The sequence below is a fragment of the Kitasatospora sp. NPDC096128 genome (assembly GCF_040303105.1).
Classification (GTDB): domain Bacteria; phylum Actinomycetota; class Actinomycetes; order Streptomycetales; family Streptomycetaceae; genus Kitasatospora.
The window spans coordinates 177,087-198,910 of record NZ_JBEOSP010000012.1; the positions used below are offsets into that span (position 1 = coordinate 177,087).

Annotated in this window: 19 protein-coding genes and 1 pseudogene; 14 read left to right on the plus strand and 6 right to left on the minus strand. The window is 74.4% G+C overall.

Annotated elements, in window-relative coordinates; translation table 11 throughout:
* Positions 1 to 465 precede the first annotated feature (465 nt).
* A complete protein-coding gene (locus tag ABTY61_RS16410; protein WP_350505660.1) occupies positions 466 to 1,476 on the minus strand; it encodes an LLM class flavin-dependent oxidoreductase in 1,011 nt (336 codons plus the stop codon).
* Between the two features lie 251 nt (positions 1,477 to 1,727).
* Complete coding sequence (locus ABTY61_RS16415) at positions 1,728 to 2,927, minus strand: peptidoglycan-binding protein (protein WP_350505661.1); 1,200 nt, start codon at positions 2,925 to 2,927, stop codon at positions 1,728 to 1,730.
* A 381-nt stretch (positions 2,928 to 3,308) separates the two neighbouring features.
* On the opposite strand from ABTY61_RS16415, the gene ABTY61_RS16420 reads away from it, so the two are divergent.
* The 13 genes and pseudogenes from ABTY61_RS16420 to ABTY61_RS16480 all read left to right on the plus strand — a co-directional run bounded on the left by ABTY61_RS16420 (position 3,309) and on the right by ABTY61_RS16480 (position 18,967).
* Positions 3,309 to 4,655 carry a DUF6271 family protein gene (locus ABTY61_RS16420; RefSeq protein ID WP_350505662.1) on the plus strand — a complete coding sequence of 449 codons (1,347 nt, stop codon included), beginning with the start codon at positions 3,309 to 3,311 and terminating at the stop codon, positions 4,653 to 4,655.
* Positions 4,652 to 5,149, plus strand: coding sequence for a GNAT family N-acetyltransferase (locus ABTY61_RS16425; RefSeq protein WP_350505663.1), 498 nt, complete (start codon positions 4,652 to 4,654; stop codon positions 5,147 to 5,149). Before ABTY61_RS16420 ends, ABTY61_RS16425 begins: the two co-directional genes overlap by 4 nt.
* A 116-nt stretch (positions 5,150 to 5,265) precedes the next feature.
* Entirely contained in the window at positions 5,266 to 6,585 is a 1,320-nt protein-coding gene (locus tag ABTY61_RS16430) for a hypothetical protein (protein ID WP_350505664.1), read from the plus strand.
* 144 nt (positions 6,586 to 6,729) lie between these two features.
* Positions 6,730 to 7,836, plus strand: coding sequence for a hypothetical protein (locus ABTY61_RS16435; protein ID WP_350505665.1), 1,107 nt, complete (start codon positions 6,730 to 6,732; stop codon positions 7,834 to 7,836).
* A 188-nt stretch (positions 7,837 to 8,024) separates the two neighbouring features.
* Positions 8,025 to 9,623: pseudogene (locus ABTY61_RS16440) on the plus strand (AMP-binding protein); the annotation flags it as partial.
* On the plus strand, positions 9,603 to 10,205 hold the full coding sequence (locus ABTY61_RS16445) for an acyl-CoA thioesterase (RefSeq protein WP_502895332.1): 603 nt from the start codon (positions 9,603 to 9,605) through the stop codon (positions 10,203 to 10,205). The pseudogene ABTY61_RS16440 and the gene ABTY61_RS16445, both read left to right, overlap by 21 nt.
* Positions 10,202 to 12,583, plus strand: coding sequence for an oxidoreductase (locus ABTY61_RS16450; RefSeq protein WP_350505666.1), 2,382 nt, complete (start codon positions 10,202 to 10,204; stop codon positions 12,581 to 12,583). Before ABTY61_RS16445 ends, ABTY61_RS16450 begins: the two co-directional genes overlap by 4 nt.
* Before the next feature lie 2 nt (positions 12,584 to 12,585).
* Positions 12,586 to 13,557, plus strand: coding sequence for a carbon-nitrogen hydrolase family protein (locus tag ABTY61_RS16455; RefSeq protein WP_350505667.1), 972 nt, complete (start codon positions 12,586 to 12,588; stop codon positions 13,555 to 13,557).
* Positions 13,558 to 13,604: 47 nt separating this feature from the next.
* Positions 13,605 to 14,720 carry a cupin domain-containing protein gene (locus tag ABTY61_RS16460; protein WP_350505668.1) on the plus strand — a complete coding sequence of 372 codons (1,116 nt, stop codon included), beginning with the start codon at positions 13,605 to 13,607 and terminating at the stop codon, positions 14,718 to 14,720.
* 15 nt (positions 14,721 to 14,735) lie between these two features.
* Complete coding sequence (locus tag ABTY61_RS16465) at positions 14,736 to 15,629, plus strand: fumarylacetoacetate hydrolase family protein (protein WP_350505669.1); 894 nt, start codon at positions 14,736 to 14,738, stop codon at positions 15,627 to 15,629.
* Between the two features lie 16 nt (positions 15,630 to 15,645).
* Positions 15,646 to 16,398 carry a maleate cis-trans isomerase family protein gene (locus ABTY61_RS16470; RefSeq protein WP_350505670.1) on the plus strand — a complete coding sequence of 251 codons (753 nt, stop codon included), beginning with the start codon at positions 15,646 to 15,648 and terminating at the stop codon, positions 16,396 to 16,398.
* 86 nt (positions 16,399 to 16,484) lie between these two features.
* Positions 16,485 to 17,327 (plus strand): PaaX family transcriptional regulator, encoded by an 843-nt coding sequence (locus tag ABTY61_RS16475; protein WP_350505671.1) that lies wholly within the window; start codon positions 16,485 to 16,487, stop codon positions 17,325 to 17,327.
* The gene (locus ABTY61_RS16480) at positions 17,324 to 18,967 is read left to right on the plus strand and encodes an amidohydrolase (protein ID WP_350505672.1); all 1,644 of its coding nucleotides are present in this window, start codon (positions 17,324 to 17,326) and stop codon (positions 18,965 to 18,967) included. Before ABTY61_RS16475 ends, ABTY61_RS16480 begins: the two co-directional genes overlap by 4 nt.
* A gap of 32 nt (positions 18,968 to 18,999) precedes the next feature.
* Here ABTY61_RS16480 and ABTY61_RS16485 read toward each other — a convergent pair whose 3' ends face one another.
* Positions 19,000 to 19,518 (minus strand): universal stress protein, encoded by a 519-nt coding sequence (locus tag ABTY61_RS16485; RefSeq protein ID WP_350505673.1) that lies wholly within the window; start codon positions 19,516 to 19,518, stop codon positions 19,000 to 19,002.
* A gap of 134 nt (positions 19,519 to 19,652) precedes the next feature.
* Positions 19,653 to 20,243: a hypothetical protein gene (locus ABTY61_RS16490; protein WP_350505674.1), complete on the minus strand. Its 591-nt coding sequence runs from the start codon at positions 20,241 to 20,243 to the stop codon at positions 19,653 to 19,655.
* Positions 20,244 to 20,324: 81 nt separating this feature from the next.
* Here ABTY61_RS16490 and ABTY61_RS16495 point away from each other — a divergent pair, with 81 nt between their 5' ends.
* Positions 20,325 to 20,969, plus strand: coding sequence for an alpha-ketoglutarate-dependent dioxygenase AlkB (locus ABTY61_RS16495; protein WP_350505675.1), 645 nt, complete (start codon positions 20,325 to 20,327; stop codon positions 20,967 to 20,969).
* 113 nt (positions 20,970 to 21,082) lie between these two features.
* On the opposite strand, the gene ABTY61_RS16500 is transcribed toward ABTY61_RS16495, so the two are convergent.
* Positions 21,083 to 21,475 carry a PIN domain-containing protein gene (locus tag ABTY61_RS16500; RefSeq protein WP_350505676.1) on the minus strand — a complete coding sequence of 131 codons (393 nt, stop codon included), beginning with the start codon at positions 21,473 to 21,475 and terminating at the stop codon, positions 21,083 to 21,085.
* Entirely contained in the window at positions 21,472 to 21,762 is a 291-nt protein-coding gene (locus tag ABTY61_RS16505; protein WP_350505677.1) for a hypothetical protein, read from the minus strand. The genes ABTY61_RS16500 and ABTY61_RS16505 overlap by 4 nt, the downstream gene beginning before the upstream one ends.
* Between the last annotated feature and the right edge of the window lie 62 nt (positions 21,763 to 21,824).

A 21,824-nucleotide genomic window follows, 5' to 3' on the forward strand; every position in this document is an offset into this window, starting at 1 on the left:
CAAAGCCGCTGGCCGGTCGGCCACTACGGACCGTCACTCATCGGTCACCTGGCACGGGACCTTGGCCGATACCGGACCGCAGCCCAGGGTTTCGCGAGCGAAAGTGCGATAAGAGGACTCGCCCGACGGCGGGCCGGTCGGCCGGACCTGACGAGCCGAACATGGCGAGCTGGGCGCGACGAGCCGGACACAACGCACCGGGCATGACGCACCGGGCATGACGAAGGGGCCCGTTCCGCTGGACGGAACGGGCCCCTTCGGGTGGAGCGCCAGGCCCGGATCGCACGGACTCTTCCCACTGAAAGTGGGACGTGCTCTGGTAGCACCGCTGACGCATGTTCGAGGAATCTTCGTTTCGGAAGATCATCTCCCCTCGACGAGAAGAACAGTAGCAGGTCATCAGGCCTGGTCAGAAATCCGCCCGGGCCGCCGCACAACGGTGGGGCGGACGCGAACCGCAGCGGGTCAGTACTGCCCGACGGCCTCGGCCAGCAGCCGGTACGAGTCGTACAGCGCGGTGCGGTCGTAGGTGCTGGTGGCGACCAGGACCTCGTCCGCGCCGGTGCGGGCCACCAGGGCGGCCAGTTCGGCGGCGGCCTGCTCCGGGGTGCCCGCGATATGGCCCTTGAGCGACTGCTCGAAGGCGGCCCGCTCGCGGCCGCTCATCCTCCGTGCCCGGATCTCGGCGGCCGGGGCCAGCGGCGGGAACTCCCCGTGGGTGCGCGAGTAGGCGCCGGCCCAGGCCTCCGGGAGGAGCAGTTCGCGGGCCCGCTCCTCGGTCTCCGCGACCGCGACCGTGCCCGAGACCACCAGGTACGGCTCGGCGCCCTGCGCGGAGGGGCGGAAGCGGCTGCGGTAGCCGTCGATCGCGGCGAGCATCCGCTCCTCCCCGCGCGCGGCGGCGATGACCAGCGGCAGGCCTGCCTCGGCGGCCAGGTCGGCGCCCGCGCCGGTGGCCAGGACGAAGGCCGGCACGTGCAGGCCCTCGGCCGGGCGGGCGTGGACGTCGCGGTGAACCTGCTGCGAGCCGTCGAAGTAGCCGAGCAGCTCGGCCAGCTGGCCGCCGAAGTCGTCGGCCGCGTCCTTCTCCCGGCCGAGCGCCCGCCGGACGCCGTCGGTGAAGCCCACCGAGCGACCGAGCCCCATGTCGATCCGCCCGGGGAACAGCGCCGCCAGCACCCCGAACTGCTCGGCCACCACCATCGGCTGGTGATTGGGCAGCATCACCCCACCGGTGCCGACCCGGATCCGGCTGGTGGCCGCCGCGACCGCCGCGGCGAGGACCGTCGGTGCCGACCCGGCCACCCCGGGCACGCCGTGGTGCTCGGAGACCCAGAAGCGGTGGTAACCCAGCCGCTCGACCTCACGGGCGAAGGCCACGGTGTCGCGCAGCGCCTGCGCCGGCTCCTCGCCCTGTCTGGTCCGGGAGCGGTCGAGCACGGAGAGCCTGGTCGCGGGCCGCGTAGCGCTGGTCACGTGGTGGCAACGCCCGCCCGCCCCCGGGCATTCCCCGGGGGCCGGCGCCGGGGCGGAGGCCGGGGCGGGCGCCGGGGCGCGCCGTCACCGACCGCCGGGCCGACGACGTGCCCGGACTCCCCCGCCCACCCCTCGTCGGGCATCCGACGGTGGAAGCGACCTCGGCTGCTCCCGGGCGAGCACGTCCCGCGCCTCGACCCGGCCGACGGACTCCCCCGGCAGCAGCTCATCCCCTGGAGGCCGCCACCCCCTCAGTCCGTCACCGCGAACCCCTGCGCCGCGCCCAGCCGGTGCAGCGAGTCCCGCCCGGGGATCCCGTCCGCGGCCCCCGCCGAGTACCCGCAGCGCCGCTGCCACCCGGCGTACGCCGTCACGGTGAGGCTCCCGTAGGACCCGTCCACCCAGCGCTGCTCGAGCAACCCCTCGTCCGCCAGGGCCTGTTCGACGATCGCCACCTCGGCCCCGTACGTCCGGTGCCCCTGCTCCGCCCCCGGGTCGGTGCGCGCCGCCGCGACGACGTGGGCGAGCGAGACGGTGCGCGGCCCGGGCAGGTAGCCGAGCAGCCGGCGCAGCGAGCCCTCGCCCGGGACGCCGTCCGCCGCCTGCCCGGAGTAGCCCAGGCTCGCCTGGTAGTCCGCGTAGTTCTCGGTGTCGGCGTCCGTCCAGGTCGGTCCGGGCCCGGAGCGGTAGTGGCTGCCGAAGCCGGCCGCGACCAGCGCCCGGCCGACGGTGGTCACCTGGTAGCCCTGGGCGCCGTAGCCGTACGCCAGGCCGTTGACGGTGACCTGGTAGCGGGCCGGGGTCGGGTCGGCGGGCGGCACCGGGTGCTGCTGGGAGGGCGGGCCGGACGGCGAGCCGGAGCCGCCGGTGAAGGCGGGCCAGGACCCGGGGTCGACGTGGTCGTTGAACGGCACGTGGGCGTGCGCGTACCAGCCGCCGGCGGTCTCCCAGATCCGCTCGTCGCGGTGCTCGGAGAAGTCGGTCGGCCGTCCCATCGGCCACCGGTCGGGCACGCCCCAGGAGGTGATCCAGGCGTGGATCCGGTCCCAGCCCGCGCAGGGGGTGTCGACCAGCCGCGGGTAGACGGTGCCCTGGTGGCGGCAGTAGGGGAAGAACACCGCCTCGATCTGGATCACCACCCGCCCGGCCCGGTTGGTGCGGGTCGGGCTCTGGGCGGGGCTGAGGAGGCTCTTGGAGCGGGAGTCGGCGGGGAAGAGCTGTGCGGTGCGTCCGCTGAACGGGTCCCAGACCAGGTGCGGGGCGTCGCCGGAGCCGGGGCCGGTGAAGTACCCGACGAGGTCCTCGTAGGAGCACCAGTCCTGCGGTGCGGCGGCGGTGGCGTTGCGGTCCCAGGTGATGTGGGCGATGGCCTTCGGCGGGTACTGGTGGTCGGTCGGCGCGTGGTCGCCGAGGTCGTGGATCTCGGCACCGGGCAGCCACGGTTCGGGCATGCTGGCTCCTCCGAACGGCGTAATGACGTCATTGCCGGTATCGGCAGGTACGCGTCGGGAATTGACCCCGACGGTGGGATCTGCGGCGTTGAACCTCCCATATCCGCACGGCCGTTCGGATCATCGAGGGGAGTTCGTCCTGGCGTGCGGGCCAGGGGCCCGCAGCGCGCGCCGCCGACCCCGTACTCCGTTCTGCCCGAAAGGGGGCCCGGGGAAAGCCCGGAGGCCCCGGAAGCCGCCGGGCGGGGGCGCATTCCACCTCGCCGAGACCGCCCTGTCAATCGTTGACTTGGAAAGTGGTCTAGTCCACGGTGGTGCGCTCACAGCCCTCACATCGCCATTGCCGCAACGATTCTGACGAACCGACGGAGAGCCGCCGCCATGCAGAGAGTCTGCCTCGCCCTGCCCACCATGCGTTCCTGCCCCGAGACCATCGCGGAACTCGCCGAGGAGGCGGCCTACGCCGTCGCGAACTTCGGGGTCGAGGTGCACCTCCTGATCCTCGACACCACCGGCGCCGTCGCGTTCGCGGAGAACGCGGGCGCCGTGGCCGCGCTGGAGCCGACCCCCGGCGTGGTCGTCCACCACCTGGGCGAGGCGCGGCAGCGGGAGTTCCTGCGCCGGGTGGCCGAGCGCTCCGGCGCCGCCGACCCCGGGCTGCTGCTCGACCTGATGCTCCCGCCTGCCGTCGCGTACGGCTCCTGCGTCAACCGGCTCTTCCTCGGCGCGGCCGCCCTCGACTGCACCTCGGCGCACCTGCGCAACGACGACGCCGACTTCCAGGTCGTCGACGGCCGGAAGGTCTTCCCGATCCACCACGAGCTGCTCTCGATCGGCCGACCGGCCGGCGAGGCGGTGGCCGGGGTGTCCCGCTCCGAACTCGACCCGGCCGACGCCGACAAGCCGGTGATGCTGGTCAGCGGCTCCTTCATCGGCGAACTCAACGTGGACATCAGCGAGATCCACGAGCTGGACCCGGCCGTCTACCGCGACATCGTCCGGCTGTGGACCCCGCCGGTGTGGTCGGAGGAGGAACGGGACGCGATGGTGGACGTCTCCTTCAAGGGCGCCGGCTCCGAGCCGTTCAGCACCGACGAGTCCGTCCTCGGCGTGCCCGACATCTGGGACGTCTACATGTGCAACATCGCCCTGGACCACCGGGCCTACGAGGTGCTGCCGCTGCTGCCCTCGATCGAGACCATCGGCAGCGACTACGCCCTGCTGCACGCCATGGTCCACTCCCGGCTGCCCGGCGTCGTCCACAACCGCCACATCGTCAACTACTACACGCCCGAGCGCCGCACCGGCGCCGGCTTCGTCGGCTACCAGATGCGGTTCGTCAAGTTCCTGCTCTCGATGCTGTACCTGTACCCGGTCTACGGCGGCATGATCGACCTCGGCCGCGGGCTGCTGGACGAGCGGCACGGGCTGAAGGTCGAGCCGATCCTCGACCTGGTGCGCGGCAGCGTCGACTGGGACCGGTCCGGGAACGAGCACTGCCTGGACGTGCTGGACCGCTCGTACCGCAAGCTGGGCGGCAAGTACGCCGACCTCGCCGACGTGGTGGCCGAGCGGCGCGGGCAGCTCCTGGACGAGGCCCGGCAGGACGCCGAGCGCTGGGCGGTCCTGGTGGAGGCCTGGGCGCCGCTGGTGGCCGCCGCCCGCGCCCAGGGGCTGGACACCGGCCCGGCCGGCCCGGACGCCGGTGCGGAGGGGGCGACCCGGTGAGCGAGGACCTCCGGATCCGGCGGCTGGCCGACGGGGACTGGGACGCCGTGGTCGCCCTCGAACACGACGCCTACGCCGCCGACGGCCTGTCCGAGGGCCGGGAGGCGCTGCAGTCCCGGGCCCGCAGCTCACCGGACACCTGCTACGTGCTGGAGCAGCAGGGCGTCGTCCGCGGCTACCTGCTGAGCCTGCCGTACCCGCCGCTGCGCTGCCCGGACCTCACCCGGCCGGAGGAGACGGCGTACGCCTCGGCCAACCTGCACGTGCACGACCTGGTGATCGCCGAGGAGCTGCGCGGCCGGGAGGTCGCCCTGGGATTCATGCGGCACTTCCGGGAGCGGGCCGAGGAGTCGGGGTACGAGCGGATCTCGATGGTCGCGGTGCGCGGCGCCGACATCCTGCTGCGGCTGCTCGGCTACCGGGCGCATCGGGAGGTCGCGGTGCCGGACTGCTACGGGCGGCGGGCCGTCTACATGTCGGCACCCGTGCGCTGACCCGCGGCGCCGCCCTGACGGGCACGCACCCGATCGCGGTGGTCCGGGCCGGCGGCCGGTCGGGCCCGCACGAAATTCGGCAGCGGGCCCGGCCGGGCGGCGGGCAGAATGCGCGGATGCCCTCCCTGCTGCACGCCGTCGCCGGCAACCCCGCACTGCCGCCCGAGCTGCTCGGGCGGCTGTTCGCTCGACTCCCCGACACCGACGAGGAGTTGGCGTGCGCGCTCGCGGAGCGGACGGACCTCGACCCGGGGCAGGTCCGGCAGTTGGCCGAACGGTGCGAGGGCGCCGCGCTACGGCTCGCCGGCAACGGCCTGCTGCACGCCGGGGACGTCGATCCGCTCACCCTTCCGCACCCGGCGCTCACGCTGCTGGAGCAGGGCCGCGGGGAACCGGCCTGGGTACGGCTGTTGGCCCGGTCCCCGGACGCCTACCTCCGGCAGCGGCTCGCCTCCTACGACGGCTTGCCGGAGGAGGCCGGCGAGCTCCTCGCCGTCGACGAGGACACCGACGTGGTGGCCGAACTGGCCATCAACACGACCCGGCCGGGCCTGCTGGCACGCCTGGCCGCCCACCCCGTGCCGAAGGTGCGGCGCTGGGCCGCGGCGAACGAGGCCGCGCCCGCAGAGCTGCTGACCGCCCTGCTGGACGATCCGGAGGTGCCGGTCCGCGAGCAGGCGGCGGGCAACCCCGCGACGCCGGGGGCGGCCGCCGCCCGACTGGTGGCCGACCACATGATGGTCCGGCAGGCGCTCGCCACCCACCCCGGACTGCCCGCCGAGACGTACCACCGGCTGGCGGAGGACGACATCCCCTGGGTCCGCTCCAACCTGGCGCAGAACCCCGGGATCGACGCGACGCCGATGAACCGGCTGTCCGGGGACGACGGCTACGGCGTGCGGCGTTCGCTCGCCCACCACCCGCGCGTCCCGCTCGACGTGCTCGCCCGCATCGCCCCCGTCACCAAGATCGGCGCGACCCTGCTCCCCCGGATCGCCGCCGCCGACGCCGCCGAACTCGTCGCACTCGCGGGCTCGCCGGAGCCCAAGGTTCGTGCGCTGGTCGCCGAGCGCCGTGACCTGCCGGCCGAGCTCCGCGACCGACTGATCGCCGACCCCGACGTCAGGGTGGCCAAGTCGGTGGCCCCGCACCCCGGTCTTGACAACGCCCGACTCTCCGCGCTGGTCGACCGGTTCGGACACGGAGTGGCGACCGCCGTCGCCACCAACCCCGGCACCTCGGCCGCCCTGCTGGAGCGCCTCGCCGCGCTCCGGCCGCTGGCCGGCAAGGCCCTGCGCACCATCGCCGCCCACCCCAACGCCTCCCCCGCCGCCCTGGCCGCCTGCCTGGCCTCCCCTGACCCCCGCACCACCTGGGCGGCGGCCGCCAACCCCGCCCTGCCGGTGGCGGTGATGGCGGAGCTGGCCTCCGCGTGACGGACGGGGCCGGTGGGCCGCCGGGGTGCCCGCCACGTCCGGGAGCGGTTGCAGTTGCGTCTCCGTTCAACCGGATGGGGGTGTGCCGCGGCCGCCCGTCCGGGAGCCTGGTGGCAACGACTCGTACGGTGGGGGGGAGCTGCCATGGGGGACGGCCGGGAACTGGTACCGGGCGTGGTGGGGGCGCTGGTACGGCTGGCCCGTGGCACGCCCGGCGGCCCGGGGCAGGCGGTGGCCGAGGTGGTACGGGCCCGGCTGCGGCTGATGCCCGAGGGGGCGCGGGCGGTCACGGCGATCGAGGCCGGCCCGGACCATCCTGGGGCGCGGGCCGAGCTGGCCGCAGCCGTCACCCGACTGCTCGCCACCGATCCGGGGTTCGCGCAGTACCTGGCCACCACCGAGCTCGGCGGGCCGACCGATCCGACCACCGTCCAGCTGCGAACCGGACCGACGGCGGGCCCGAGCACCGTCCAGCTGCGAACCGGACCGACGGCGGGCCCGAGCACCGTCCAGCTACGGACCGGCCGGGGTTCGGACCCGACCACCGTCCAGCTGCGGGTCGACCCGGCCACCGGCGGCGCCCGGCCCCTGGCCGCCCGGCGCGGCAACACCGGCGTCCTCGTCACCCTCGCCCTGGTCCTGATCGCCGCACTGGTCGCGCTCGGGATCCACCTCGGCTCGCGCCCGCTGCTGAGCCCCACCGGGCCCGACTTCGCCCACGCCGCCCGGACCATCCGCGACCCGTCCCGCGCGCAGAGCGTGCTGCCGGACACGGCCGCGATGCCGGGCGGCTGGCGGGTGGAGGGCGCGCCGCGCTCCGGGACGGGCAGCGGGCCGGACGTGCCCTGCCTGCTCCCGGACGCCTGCGACCGGCAACTCGCCTACGCGACCGTGACGTTCAGCGCCACCCCGCTGCCGTCCGTGCAGTTCACCGTGGTCACCTTCGCCTCCGCCGAGGCGGCCGGGCGGGCCTTCGGCACCCGGCTCGACCTGCTCGACGCCCGGGGCGACGCGACCCCGGCGGGCGTCCCACCGGTCGGCGACCAGAGCGCCGCCCGCACCCGGGGCGACTCGACGGCGGAGACGGTGGTCCGGGTCGACTCGACGCTACTGTCCGTGCACTACGCGGGCCCGGGCGCCGCGATCGCACTGCCCGGCCTGACCCCGTTCGCCCGGCTGCTCGCCGAGCGCGCCCGGCAGGCCGAGGACGGCCGGACCCCGGACGCCGCCTTCCACGCCACCGCGGGCTGACCACCAGCCCCCAGAACCGCCCCCGCCGGCCCCATCAGCCCCGCGGGCCCCTCCGGCCCGCGGGGCTTTTCCCGTGCGACCCCGCACCGCACGCCCCCGTCGCCCGAATGCGTGTATCGCTCTCTTGACTGGCGTCACGAGCACGCCATACTGGCTTCACTCCCGCTCGCACGACGAGGTGCCCGCCCATGGAGCTCTCCCCCTCGGCGCACGTGGACACGTTCTGCCGAGACCATCTCCCGCCCTTCGACCAGTGGCCAGAACTCCTCTTCGAACTACCGGAGTTGGCCTACCCCGACCGCCTGAACTGCGCGGCCGCCCTGCTCGACGACACCATCGACCGCCTCGGACCCGACCGCCGCTGCCTGCTCACCCCCACCAGTCGGTGGAGCTACGGCGAACTGCGCGACCACGCCGACCGGACAGCCCGCCTGCTCACCGAGGAGCTGGGCCTGGCCACCGGCAACCGCGTCCTGCTGCGCGGCCCCAACACGCCCTGGCTGGCCGCCTGTTGGCTCGGAGTACTGAAAGCGGGCGGCGTGGTGGTCACCACCATGCCGCTGCTCCGCGCGGCCGAGCTGACCGAACTGACCCGGATCGCCCGCCCCACCCTCGCCCTGTGCGACCACCGCTTCCGCACCGAGCTCGACCTCGCCGACACCCCCGGCCTGCGGATACTCTCCTTCGGCGGCCCCGGCCCCGAGGACCTCACCGCCCGCAGCGCCGCCCAGCGGCCCGGCTTCACCGCCGTACCGACCGCCGCCGACGACGTCGCGCTGATCGCCTTCACCTCCGGCACCACCGGCCGCCCCAAGGCCACCCTGCACTTCCACCGGGACGTGCTGGCCAACGCCGACACCTTCTCCCGCCACGTGCTCCGCCCGACCCCCGACGACCTCTTCACCGGCACCCCGCCGCTCGGCTTCACCTTCGGCCTCGGCGGCCTGCTGGTCTTCCCGCTGCGGGTCGGCGCCGCCAGCCTGCTGCTGGAGCAGGCCACCCCCGAACAGCTCGCCGAGCAGGTCGTCCGCCACGGCGTGAGCGTGCTGTTCACCGCGCCCACCGCCTACCGGGCGATCCTGGCCGCCGGGCTGGCCGACCGGCTGGCGGGCGTACGGCGCTGCGTGTCGGCCGGCGAGCCGCTGCCCGCCGCCGTCTGGGAGGCCTTCCACGCGGCCACCGGCCGGCGGCTGATCGACGGCATCGGCGCCACCGAGCTGCTGCACGTGTTCATCTCGGCCGCCGACGAGGCCGTCCGGCCCGGCTCCACCGGCCGCCCCGTCCCCGGCTACCGGGCGGCGGTCCTGGACCGGCAGGGCAACCCGCTGCCGGACGGCGAACCCGGACTGCTCGCGGTCAAGGGCCCGACCGGTTGCCGCTACCTGGACGACGAGCGCCAGCGCGAGTACGTCCGCGACGGCTGGAACCTCACCGGGGACACCTACCTCCGCGACCGCGACGGCTACTTCTGGTACCAGGCCCGCAACGACGACATGATCGTCTCGGCCGGGTACAACATCGCCGGCCCCGAGGTGGAACAGGCGCTCGCCGCCCACCCGGCGGTCGCCGACTGCGCCGTGGTGGCCGCGCCGGACGAGCGGCGCGGCACGGTGGTCAAGGCGTACGTGGTGCTGCGCGAGGGCACCTCGGCCGGCCCGGAGACGGTCAAGGAGCTCCAGGAGCACGTCAAGTGCACCATCGCGCCGTACAAGTACCCGCGCGCCGTCGAGTTCGTCCCCGAGCTGCCGCGCACCGCGACCGGCAAGCTGCTCCGCGCCGAGCTGCGCAGAAGGGCCGCCGTGACCCCGCAGGACGTGACCCCACAGGACGTGACCCCACAGGACGTGACCCCACAGGACGTGACCCCACAGGACGTCGCACCGCAGAACGTCGCACCAGCGCACGAGAAGCCGCAGGACGCGGTGCCCCAGGACGCACCCCAGGACCCGGCGCCCGCCCCGGCCGCGATCACCATCGAGCGCCGGGTCGAGTGGTCGGACACCGACGCCGCCGGGCACTACCACTTCTCCGCCGTGCAGCGCTGGGCCGAGGCCGCGGAGGCGGCGCTGCTGCGCAGGCTCGGACTGGCCGAGCTGTTCGGGCGGATCCCCCGGGTGCACTTCGAGGCCGACTACCGGGAGCGGCTCTGGTTCGGGGACGTGGTCCGCACCGAGCTGCGGGTGGTCCGGGTCGGCGGCTCCTCGCTGCACTACGCCTTCGAGGTGCACGGCCCGCAGGGGCTGGCCGCCAGCGGCCGGATGTCGGTGGTGCACTCCGCGCCGCGGGTCAAGGGTTCCGAGCCCTGGCCCGCCCCGGTCCGCCGGGCGCTCACCGAGGCCGGTCCGCAACAGCCGGAGGTGGTCGCGTGACGGCCGGGTCGCGGCAGCGGACGGCCGGAGCCCACCGCATCGCGGTGATCGGCGCCGGCCCCGGCGGGCTCTACTTCGCCGCCCTGGCCAAGCAGTTGGACCCCGGGCGTGAGATCACCGTGTTCGAACGCGACGGCCGGGACGACGAGTTCGGCTTCGGCGTGGTCTTCTCCGACGAGACCCTGGACGGCATCGCCCAGGCCGACCCGCGGGTCTTCGCCGCGATCAGCGCCGAGTTCGCCCGCTGGAGCGACATCGACATCCGCTACGCCGGCCAGGTCCGCACCAGCGGCGGACACGGCTTCGCCGCCCTGGACCGCAACCGGCTGCGCGCCGTCCTGCAAGAACGCTGCGCCGAGCTGGCGGTGGACGTGCGCTACCGCACGCCCGCCCCGCCGGCCGACCGGCTCGCCGCCGAGTACGACCTGGTGGTGGCCGCCGACGGCATCCACTCCGGCACCCGGGCCGCCCACCCCGAGGCCTTCCGCACCGAGCTGGACGAGCGGCACTGCCGCTACATCTGGCTCGCCACCGACAAGGTCTTCGAGGCCTTCACCTTCATCGTCGAGGAGTTCGACTTCGGCACCCTCCAGGTACACGCCTACCCGTACAGCGCCACCCGCTCGACCTTCATCGTGGAGGTCGCCGCCGACGCCTGGCGCCGCGCGGGCTTCGAGGCCCTCGCCGCACGGGAGTTCGCGCGCGGAGCGAGCGACCTGGCGAGCGTGGACCGCTGCGCGGAGCTGCTCGCCGGACACCTGGACGGCCACCGGCTGATCCCCAACGCCTCCCGCTGGATCCGCTTCACCACCGTCCGCAACGCCGGTTGGCGCCACCGCAACACCGTGCTGCTCGGCGACGCCGCGCACTCCGCGCACTTCTCGATCGGCTCGGGCACCAAGCTGGCCCTGGAGGACGCCCTCGCCCTGGCCGCCGCGCTGAGCGAACAGCCCACCCTGGAGGGCGCGTTGGCCGCCTACGAGGCGGAGCGGCGACCGGTGGTGGAGTCCACCCAGCGCGCCGCGCAGGCCAGCCTGGAGTGGTTCGAGACGGTGGGGCGCCGCACCGGGCAGGACGCCGACCGGTTCGCCTTCAACCTGCTCACCCGCAGCCGCCGGGTCACCTACGGCAATCTGCGGGCCCGGGACCCGGAGTTCACCGCCGCCGTGGACACCGCCGCCGGCGGCTCGCCCGGGGTGCCGCCGATGTTCCGCCCGCTGAAACTGGGCACGTTGGAGCTGCGCAACCGGATCGTGGTGCCCCCGCTGGCGACCTTCAGCTCCCCCGACGCACTGCCCAGCGCCTTCGACCGGGCCCAGCTGACCGCCCACGCGCTCGGCGGCGCCGCACTGGTGATCGCCGGGATGACGGCGGTCAGCCCCGAGGGCCGGACCACCGACCGCTGCCCCGGGCTGTGGACCGACCGCCAGGAGGGCGCCTGGGCCGAACTCCGGCGCGCGGTGGCGGCGGTGAGTGACACCCCGGTCGGCATCCAGCTCACCCACGCCGGCCGCCGGGGCGCGACGGCCGCCCCCGGACCGGACGGCATCGGCCGCCCGCTCGCCGACGGCTGGCCGCTGCTCGCCCCCTCGCCGCTGCCCTGGGACACCGGCAGCCCCGTCCCGCACGAGGCGAACGACGTCCAACTGGCGGCCGTCACGGCAGACTTCGCGGCCTCCGCCGAGCGCGCCGCCCGGGCCGGGTTCGACCTGCTGGAGCTCCAGTTCGGCCACGGGCACCTGCTCTCCGGTTTCCTCTCCCCGCTCACCAACCGCCGCACCGACCGCTACGGCGGCCCGCTCGCCCACCGGCTGCGGCTGCCGGTCGAGGTGCTGTCCGCCGTACGCGCCGTCTGGCCCGCCGGGCGGCCGCTGCTGGTCCGGATCTCGGCCGCCGACTGGGCGCCCGGCGGCACCACCGAGGCCGAGGCGGTGGCGATCTGCCGCGCACTGGGCGAGGCCGGTGCGGACGCGGTGGACGTCTCCACCGGCGAGGTGGTGGCGCACCAGCGGCCGCCGTACGGGCGCGGCTACCAGACGCCCTTCGCCGAGCTGGTCCGCACCGCCACCGGCCTGCCGACCATCGCGGTCGGCGCGATCTCCGGCCACGACGACGCCAACTCCGTGCTGCTGGCGGGCCGCGCCGACCTGGTCGCGATCGGCCGGGCCCAGCTGCACGACCCCTTCTGGACCCTGCACGCCGCCGCCGACCAGGACTACACCGGCCCCGGCGCCCCCTGGCCCGCGCCCTGGCTGGCCGGGCGCCGCAAGCCGCCAGGCCCGGGCGCCGACAAGGTCGCCCCGCGCCTGCACCTGCTGCGCGAGGCCGCCCCGCCCGTCCACCGCCGCTGGCGCCCGACCGCCCCGCCGAAGGAGTGACGATGCCGGACCTGCCCCGCTTCACCGCCGCCGCCGTCCAGGCCGCCCCGGTCTACCTGGACCCGGCCGCCACCGTGGACAAGGCCGTCGCCCTGATCCAGGAGGCGGCCGGGCACGGCGCCGAACTGGTGGTCTTCCCCGAGGTCTTCGTCCCCGGCTACCCGTACTGGAACTGGACGATGACCCCGGTCCAGGGCTCGCCCTGGTACGAGCGGCTGTACCGCGCCGCCGTGGACGTCCCCGGACCGTACGTGGACACCCTGCGCGCGGCCGCCCGGCAGGCCGGGGTGGTGCTGGTGATCGGCGTCAACGAACGCGGCCGGCACAGCCTCGGCGTGCTCCACAACACCCTGCTGATCATCGGCTCGGACGGCGAACTCCTCGGAGTGCACCGCAAGCTGGTGCCCACCTGGGCGGAGAAGCTGACCTGGACCCAGGGCGACGGCAGCTCACTGAAGGTGCACCGCACCGCCATCGGCCCGCTCGGCGCGCTGGCCTGCGGGGAGAACACCAACACCCTGGCCCGCTTCACCCTGCTGGCCCAGGGCGAACTCGTCCATGCCGCGAGCTACATCGCCCTGCCGGTGGCCCCCGAGGACTACGACATGGCGGAGGCGATCGCGCTGCGCGCCGCCGCCCACTGCTTCGAGGGCAAGCTGTTCACCGTGGTCTCCTGCTCGACCGTCTCGCCCGAGATCATCGACCTGATCGCCGGCGACGACCAGCAGGTCCGCAAGCAACTCGCCCGCCCGCGCAACGCGTTGTCCGGCATCTTCGGGCCGGACGGCCGGCCGGTCACCGAACCGCTGGTGGACGAGGAGGGCATCGTCTACGCCGAGATCGACCTCGGCCGGTGCATCCAGCCCAAGCAGATGCACGACATCGTCGGCCACTACAACCGCTTCGACGTCTTCCGACTGCACGTGGACAACCGCCCGCTGCGGCCCCTGACGCTGACCGACGAGGAAGCCTGACCGACGAAGAAGCCTGACCGACCAGGAACCGTGACCGAGGAGGAGACATGACCGACCGAGGCGACTACGACGACGGCCGGATCGGCCGGGCCCGCGTCAACGACAGCCCCGAACTGCGCGCCTACTACGATGAGTTGGCCAAACACGAGGCCGGCGCCCTGTGGACGGTGGCGAACGAGATCGAACCCTGGTACCCCCAGCCGAAGTCCGTCCCGGTGCTCTGGCGCTACGCCGACCTGCGCCCGCTGGTCCGCAAGGCCCTCCCGCTGGTGAAGGCCGACGACGCGGGCCGCCGGGTGGTGATGCTGGTCAACCCCGGACGCCGCGAACTCAGCGCCGCCGTCGGCCTGTTGTACACCGGCCTGCAGATCATGGGGCCCGGCGAGGCGATGACCGCCCACCGCCACCAGGCCTCCGCCCTGCGCTTCGTCCACGAGGGCGCCGGCGCCTGGACGATCGTGGACGGGCAGAGGCTCCGGGTCGGCCCGCGCGACTTCGCGATCACCCCCAACAGCACCTGGCACGAGCACGGCAACGAGGCCGAGGACAACCCGGTGATCTGGCAGGACGGCCTGGACATCCCGCTGGTCAACACCCTCGACGCCAACTTCTACGAAGTCCACCCGGAGCTCTACCAGCGGCCCGGCCCGGTCCCGAACTCCTCGCTGCTCAGCTACGGCGGCAACCTGCTGCCGTACGGCGTCGAGAAGTGGACCCGCCCGTACTCGCCGCTGCTCGGCTGGCCGTGGGAGCCCAGCTACCACGCGCTGTGCCGACTCGCCCGCGCCACCGAGGGATCCCCGTACGACGGCGTGATCATGGAGTACACCAACCCGGTCACCGGCGGCTCGGTGATGCCCACCATGAGCGCCCACCTCCAGCTGCTCCGCCCCGGCCAGGCGACGCACGCCCACCGGCACACCGGCTCGGTGGTCTACACCGCCGCCAAGGGCCGGGGCGTCTCGGTGGTCGCCGGGCGGCGCTTCGAGTGGCAGCAGGGCGACATCTTCGTGGTCCCGGCCTGGGCCTGGCACGAGCACGCGAACCTCGACCAGGGCGAGGACGCCTGCCTGTTCTCCTTCAACGACTTCCCGGTGATGCACTCGCTCGGCCTCTACCGCGAGGAGGCCCACCCGGACCGGCACCAGCCCACCACCCCGTAACAGGAGCCCACCCCGATGCAGCTGCTGACCTACCGCGCCGACGGCGACCCCACCCCCCGCCTCGGCGCCCGCACCGGCACCGACCGGGTCGCCGACCTGACCGCCCTCGCCACCGCGGCCGGGGCCGAACTCCCGCCCGACCTCCTGGGGTTGATCCGGGCCGGGGAGCCGGCCCTGGCCACCGCCCGGGAACTGACCGCCGGGGCGCCGGAGACCCGGCCGCTCGCCGAGGTCTCGCTGTGCGCCCCGCTGCGCCCGGGGAAGATCGTCGGCGTCGGCCTCAACTACGTGGAGCACGTGGCCGAGTCGCACCGCACCCTGGACACCGAGCGCGAACTCCCGGACCGCCCGGTGCTGTTCGGCAAGCCCGCCACCGCCGTCACCGGCCCCGGCCAGCCGATCCTGCACAACGCCGACCTCACCAAGCAGCTCGACTGGGAGTGCGAACTCGCCGTGGTGATCGGCGTGCCCGCCTTCCGGGTGAGCGAGGCGGACGCCCTGCGGCACGTGTTCGGCTACAGCATCGTCAACGACATCAGCGCCCGCGACCAGCGCCGCAGCGGGCAGTGGTTCTTCTCCAAGGGCCAGGACAGCTACGCGCCGTTCGGCCCGGTCGTGGTCACCGCGGACGAGATCCCCGACCCCCAGCGGCTCGACCTCTCGCTGCGGGTCAACGGCGAGCTGCGGCAGGACTCCAACACCCGCCACATGCTGTTCGGCATCGCCCGGCTGATCGCCGACATCTCCGCCGGCATGACCCTGGAGCCCGGCGACGTCATCGCCACCGGCTCCCCGTCCGGGGTGGGCGCCGGGATGGTCCCGCCGCAGTTCCTGCAGCCCGGGGACCTGGTCGAGGCCACCATCGAGCGGATCGGCACCCTCGCCAACCCGGTGATCGACGCCCGCTGAGAGGAGTCCGACGCAGATGACCACCTACCGGATCGGCCAGATCGTCCCCAGCTCCAACGTCACCATGGAGACCGAGGTGCCCGCCCTGCTGCGGGCCCGCGAGGCGGTCGCCCCCGAACGGTTCACCTTCCACTCCAGCCGGATGCGGATGACCAGGGTCACCCCCGAGCAACTGCGCGCCATGGACGGCGAGTCCGACCGCTGCGCCACCGAGCTCTCGGACGCCCGGGTCGACGTGATCGGCTACGCCTGCCTGGTCGCGGTGATGGCCACCGGCCCCGGCTACCACCGCGAGGCCGAGCGGCGGCTGCACCGCCGCACCGTCGAGAACGGCGCGCCCGCGCCGGTGGTGACCAGCGCCGGCGCCCTGGTCGAGGGCCTGCACACGCTCGGCGCGAGGAAGGTCGCGATGGTCACCCCGTACCTGCGTCCGCTGGCCGCGACGGTGGTCGACTACCTCGGCCGGGAGGGCATCGAGGTGCTCGACCACGCGGCCCTGGAGATCGCCGACAACCTGGACGTGGCCGCCCACGACCCGGCCCGGCTGCCCGGGATCGCCAGGGGCCTGGCGCACACCGACGCGGACGCGGTGGTGCTCTCCGCCTGCGTGCAGATGCCCTCGCTGTCCGCCGTCGCGGAGGCCGAGCAGCAGCTCGGCAAACCGGTGGTCTCGGCCGCGATCTGCACCACCCACCAGCTGCTGCGCGCCCTCGGCCTGCCCGCCGTCGCCCCCGGCGCCGGGCACCTGCTCTCCGGCGCCTACGCGTGACCGGAGCCCGATCCACGACCGACCCGCACCCGGCAGTAGTGCCGTCGCTATGATCATCACCAGCCGTCGGGGAGGAGGGCCCGCGCATGCCGGAGAGCACGACCCGGCCCAGTTCCCTGATCAACACCGTCTACGGCGAGTTCGTCCGCCGCCTCGGCGGCTGGATATCGATCGCCGACCTGATCGCCCTGATGGCCGAGCTGGACGTCGACGGCCCGGCCGTCCGCTCGGCCATCTCCCGGCTGAAGAAGGCCGGCACCCTGCTCCAGGAGCGCCGCTCGGCCACCGGCTACCGGCTGGCCCCCGCGATGGACCCGGTGTTCGACGAGGGCGACCGCCGGATCTTCCACAGCCTGGAGCCCGCCGAACTCGCCGACGGCTGGGTGGTGGCGGTCTTCTCGGTGCCCGAGGCCGAACGCGCCCACCGCCACCAGCTGCGCTCGCGGCTCAGCTGGCTCGGCTTCGGCAACGCCGCCCCCGGCGTCTGGCTGGCGCCCGCCCGGCTGCTGCCGGACGCCCGCCGGCTGCTGGAGCGCCTCGGCCTGAGCGCCTACGTCCACCTCTTCCTCTCCGCCGAGTACGCCGGCTTCGCCGAACTCCGTACGGCGGTGGCCGGCTGGTGGGACCTCCCGGCGATCGAGGCGCAGTACGCCGCCTTCACCGACGCCTGGCGCCCGGTCGCCGAGCGGTCGCGCGGCTCGGCGCGGATCGACCCGGTCGAGGCCTTCCGGGCGTACGTGCCGATGCTCACCCAGTGGCGCCGGCTGCCGTACCTGGATCCGGGGCTGCCCGCGCCGCTGCTGCCCGCCGACTGGAACGCCGTCCCGGCCCGCGCCGTGTTCACCGAGGTGCACGGTCGGCTCGCCGAACCGAGCCTGCGGTACGTCGAGAAGGTCACCGGTCTGTCCCACCCCCAGGAGCTGCCATGACCACCCAGGGCCCGACCCCCGCCCCCACCCCTGCCCCGGCCGACCTGCTGATCCGGGCCGCCGCCGTGCACACCCTCGTGCCGGGCGAGCCGCCGCAGCGGGCGATCGCCGTCACCGGCGGCCGGATCACCGCCCTCGCCCCCGAGCCGGACGGCCTGGACGCCCTGGTCGGGCCGGGCACCGAGGTGGTGGACGCCCCGACGGCGACCGTGCTGCCCGCCTTCGACGACACCCACACCCATCTGATCCTGGCCGGGCACAGCGTCCACGGCGTCCCGGTCCACCGGGCCCGGGACCTCGCCGGGTTCCTGGAGCTGATCCGCGAGCGCGCCGCCTACACCCCCGCCGGGCAGTGGATCGTCACCACGGTCAACTGGCAGGAGGTGCTGCTCGCCGAGCAGCGGATGCCGACCACCGAGGAGCTGGACGCCGCCACCGCCGACCACCCGGTACTGGTGCGCCGCGGCGCGTACAACATGGTGCTCAACTCGGCGGCGCTGCGGCTGGCCGGGATCGACGAGTCCAGCGAGGCGCCGGACGGCGGGGTGATCGAGCGCGACGAGCGGGGGCGGCTGACCGGCCGGCTGATCAACCGGGCGATCGAACCCGTCGAGCGGGTGCTGCCCCGGCCGACCCCCGCCGAGCGGATCGAGGGCCTGCGCGCGGCCTCCGCCGACTACGCGGCCACCGGGATCGGGACCGTGCGCGACTGCCTGGTCCCGGTCGAGGACCTCGACGTCCTGGACGCGGCCCGGGCCGAGGGCGCGCTCGCCGTCCGGGTCCGGGCGCTGGTCTCCGGCTTCGCGGCGCGCACCCCCGAACAGGTCGACGCGCTGCTGGACCGGATGGACGGCTGGCGCGCGGACGGCCGGGACGACGACCGACTGCGGCTGTGGGGCGTCAAGTTCGGCATCGACGGCGGCTTCGAGGCGGGCGCCCTGGAGCAGCCGTACCAGGGGCAGCCCTGCTACCACGGGCGGTTGCTCTGGGAGCCGGAGCAACTGCTCGCCGCGGTGGAGCGAGTGGTCGGGCGGGGCTGGCGGGTGGGCGTGCACGCCTGGGGCGACCGCGGGCTGCGGGTGCTGCTGGACGTCTTCGAGCAGGTGGTGAAGCGCCACCCCGGCCTGCCGCCGGGCACGCTGGTGGTCGAGCACGGCGGGCTGGCCCGGGCCGACCAGCGGGCCCGGGCGGTCGCGCTGGGCATCCCGGTGACGGTGCAGCATCCGCTGCTGCACGACGGCGCGCTCACCCAGCAGCGCGCCTGGGGCGAGGAGCGCACCGCCGCGCTGTTCCCGCTGCGCGAGTGGCTGGACGAGGGAGCCCAGCTCTCGGCCGGATCGGACTTCCCGGTCGGCCCCTACGGCGCGATGGTGTCGGTCTGGGGCATGACGACCCGCGGCACCACGGCCGGGGTGGTCGGCGCCGAGCACGCGATCGGGCGGGCCGAGGCGATCGCCCTGCACACCGTGAACGCGGCCCGGCTGACCGGCGAGAGCGCCGAGCGCGGCAGCCTGCGGCCGGGGGCGTTCGCCGACCTGACACTGTGGCCGGTCGACCCGCTGGACTGCCCGGAGGCGGCGCTGCGCGGTCTGCTGCCGCTCCGGACGGTGGTCGACGGATGTACCGTGCACGGAGGATGACGGCCTTACCGTGCACGGAAGTTGACGGTTCGTCAGGCCGCGATGAGCTCCCGCAGGTCGACGCCGCGGTGCAGGGCGCGCAGGTCCTCGTGCAGGGTGGACGGCGGGACGACGAGCACGCCGCCGCGGGCGTGGTCGAGGCAGTAGCGGGCGACCGAGCCGCGCAGCAGCCGGCGGAGTCGTCCGCGCGCCGAGCCGTGCAGCCCGGCGCTGATCACCAGCAGGTCGCCGGGCCGGTCGGCCAGTTCGGTCAGCACCGGTCCGGCCTCGCCGCGCATCACCAGCGGCTGCACCGGCAGGCCGATCGGCAGGCCGCCGAAGGCCTGTCCGAGCGCGCTCTCCAGCCGGGCCCCGGCGGCATCCTGCCAGGCACGGAGCAGCGGCGGGCAGGGCCGGGCGCGGTAGTTGCGCTCGCCGCCGACCGGGGTCCAGGCCAGCACCGGGACCAGGACGGCCTGTCGGGCCCGGGCCTCCTCCGCCGCCCGGTGCAGGGCGGTCAGGCTGTGCAGGGAGCCGCTGACTCCGACGATGACGCGGGCGCCGTCCGACATGATCCTTCGCTTTCCGATCTCAAGCCTCTTCAGTGACTGGGATTATGCTGCCACACTCCCGCCTGAGCCTACAAATCAAAGGCATTCACTGAATATCGCCTTGCATCGACACCGCCCGGACCGCCCTGCCGGGCTCAGACCGCCCCGCCTTGCCGGACCTCCTGGAGCAGCCCCCAGGTGAAGTCGGCCGTCCAGGAGTCCACCCGCCCGTCCGCGCCGGGCGCCGCGAAGTCCAGCCGGAAGCGGGTCGGCGCGCTCCCCTCCCGCGGCACGGCCCCCGGGAATGCCACTCCCACGTCGTCCACCACGCAGCCCCACGGCTCCAGGTCGGCGACCGTGCGCAGCTCGGGCACGGGGGCACCGGCCGCCCGGACCAGCCACTCGTTCAGCACCGGCGCGCCGATCCCGGCCGGCCCGACCAGCACCTCGAAGCGCAGCTCCGGCCAGAGCGGCAGCGCCCACTGCCGGGCGGTGCAGGCGAGGTCGCCGATCCGCCGCGGCGGGCTCGCCTCCGGCGGCCCGAGGACGGCGGCGTACCGGGCCGCGCCGCGCGGGAACCGGGGCGCCCGGACCATCGCCTGCCAGCGCCTGTTCGCCTCCCGCATCGAGGCCCGGGTGGCACCGAGCCGCCGCACCGCGTCCTCGACCAGCCCGGGGTGGTAGTCGGCCATCCGGCGCAGCAGGAAGAGCTGGAACTCGGTGACCCCGAACCCGTTGATCGCCATACCGGCAGGCTAAGGCGTCTCCGACCCCACCCCAACGCTTGTATTCGCGCACCTGTTCGATTCACGGCGTACGCTGGAGCCATGCACGGCACCGTCCACCTCCAGCCCTCGCTGTTCGAAGAACTCGACGAAGCCGCCGACATCCGGCTCGGCCCGCTCGACGGCGTCCAGCGCCTGCCCCTCGGCGACGGCGCCTGGCTGGACGTGCTGCCCGGCTGGCTGTGCGGGGCCGACCGGCTGTTCGAACAGCTGGTTTCGACCGTCCCCTGGCGGGCCGAACAGCGCGAGATGTACGAGCGCACCGTCGACGTCCCCCGGTTGCTCGCCTCCTACGCCGCCGACGCCGAACCGCCGCACCCCGTCCTCGGCGCGGCCCGGACGGCACTGAGCCGGCACTACGCGCCGGAGCTGGGCGAGCCCTTCCGCACCCTCGGGCTGTGCTACTACCGGGACGGCCGGGACAGCGTGGCCTGGCACGGCGACCGGATCGGGCGCGGCGCCCGCGAGGACACCATGGTGGCGATCCTGTCCGTGGGCGAGCCGCGCGTCCTCGCCCTGCGGCCGCGCTCCGGCGGCGGCGCGGTCGTCCGCCGGCCGCTCGGCCACGGGGACCTCGTGGTGATGGGCGGTTCCTGCCAGCGCACCTGGGAGCACGCCGTCCCGAAGACCGCCCGCCCGGTCGGCCCGCGGATCAGCATCCAGTTCCGTCCGCACGGGGTCGCCTGAACGGCCCGTTTGCCGCTCCCCCGGCCGCCGTCCGGGGGGCGGATCGCCGGGAGCCGTACGAGGTGCCCGACCATTGCCGGGCCGCCGATGCCCTTCGCGGTGACCCGCGGCGCCTACGGCTCCAGGCGGGAGTCGTCGATGTCCACAGTGGCGATCCCGGGCGGATACAGCTCCGGGCGGGCCGTCAGGATCAGGTGCTGTAGCGGCCGCACCGGCGTCGGCAGACTCGTGGTGATCGCATGCGCCAGATCCGCACCTCCGTAGCCGTCACGGACCATCGTCGCCACCACCACGGCGGTGCTCGCGTCCAGCGGCTCGAACTCCAGCGCGGGCAGAGCCATCACCGCGTGCGCGGCGCCCTCGCCCTTGACCTCCGCCTCGACCACGCACAGCACCGGGACCAGCAGATGCTGGAACGGGCTCTGCAGGGCGGAGTCCACGATCCGGTGCAGACGCGGATGACCGGCAGCCAGTGCGGACAGGGCACTGGAATCCAGGATGATCACGCGCTGCGCCGGGGGGCGACCTTGGCACGGGCGTCCGCCGCGGCGATCTCGTACACCCGCTGCAGCAGGTCCGGGCCCTCGTCCAGCTCCGCGTCGGAAAGGGTCATCCCGAAATGCTCCCGCAACAGCCGACGGCCCTCGGCGACGCGCTCCGCGATCTGCTCCGCCGTGGGCTGCGCCTCCACCAGCAGGGCCACCTGGGCACCGATCGTGGTGCCGCGGGCCACAGCGAGGGCGGCCAAACGGTCACGCGTATCAGGGGAGACCTTGATCGTCGCATCAGCCATAGCGAGATCGTACACCGCTGGTGTACCAGCGGTGTACCGATCTGTCCCCGGCTTCGGAAAGG

Coding starts and splice junctions, on each gene's coding strand:
- ABTY61_RS16415 (WP_350505661.1), bottom strand. CDS start 2,927: ATGCCCGAACCGTGGCTGCCCGGTGCCGAGATCCACGACCTCGGCGAC.
- ABTY61_RS16420 (WP_350505662.1), top strand. CDS start 3,309: ATGCAGAGAGTCTGCCTCGCCCTGCCCACCATGCGTTCCTGCCCCGAG.
- ABTY61_RS16430 (WP_350505664.1), top strand. CDS start 5,266: ATGCCCTCCCTGCTGCACGCCGTCGCCGGCAACCCCGCACTGCCGCCC.
- ABTY61_RS16435 (WP_350505665.1), top strand. CDS start 6,730: ATGGGGGACGGCCGGGAACTGGTACCGGGCGTGGTGGGGGCGCTGGTA.
- ABTY61_RS16455 (WP_350505667.1), top strand. CDS start 12,586: ATGCCGGACCTGCCCCGCTTCACCGCCGCCGCCGTCCAGGCCGCCCCG.
- ABTY61_RS16460 (WP_350505668.1), top strand. CDS start 13,605: ATGACCGACCGAGGCGACTACGACGACGGCCGGATCGGCCGGGCCCGC.
- ABTY61_RS16465 (WP_350505669.1), top strand. CDS start 14,736: ATGCAGCTGCTGACCTACCGCGCCGACGGCGACCCCACCCCCCGCCTC.
- ABTY61_RS16470 (WP_350505670.1), top strand. CDS start 15,646: ATGACCACCTACCGGATCGGCCAGATCGTCCCCAGCTCCAACGTCACC.
- ABTY61_RS16475 (WP_350505671.1), top strand. CDS start 16,485: ATGCCGGAGAGCACGACCCGGCCCAGTTCCCTGATCAACACCGTCTAC.
- ABTY61_RS16480 (WP_350505672.1), top strand. CDS start 17,324: ATGACCACCCAGGGCCCGACCCCCGCCCCCACCCCTGCCCCGGCCGAC.
- ABTY61_RS16485 (WP_350505673.1), bottom strand. CDS start 19,518: ATGTCGGACGGCGCCCGCGTCATCGTCGGAGTCAGCGGCTCCCTGCAC.
- ABTY61_RS16490 (WP_350505674.1), bottom strand. CDS start 20,243: ATGGCGATCAACGGGTTCGGGGTCACCGAGTTCCAGCTCTTCCTGCTG.
- ABTY61_RS16495 (WP_350505675.1), top strand. CDS start 20,325: ATGCACGGCACCGTCCACCTCCAGCCCTCGCTGTTCGAAGAACTCGAC.
- ABTY61_RS16505 (WP_350505677.1), bottom strand. CDS start 21,762: ATGGCTGATGCGACGATCAAGGTCTCCCCTGATACGCGTGACCGTTTG.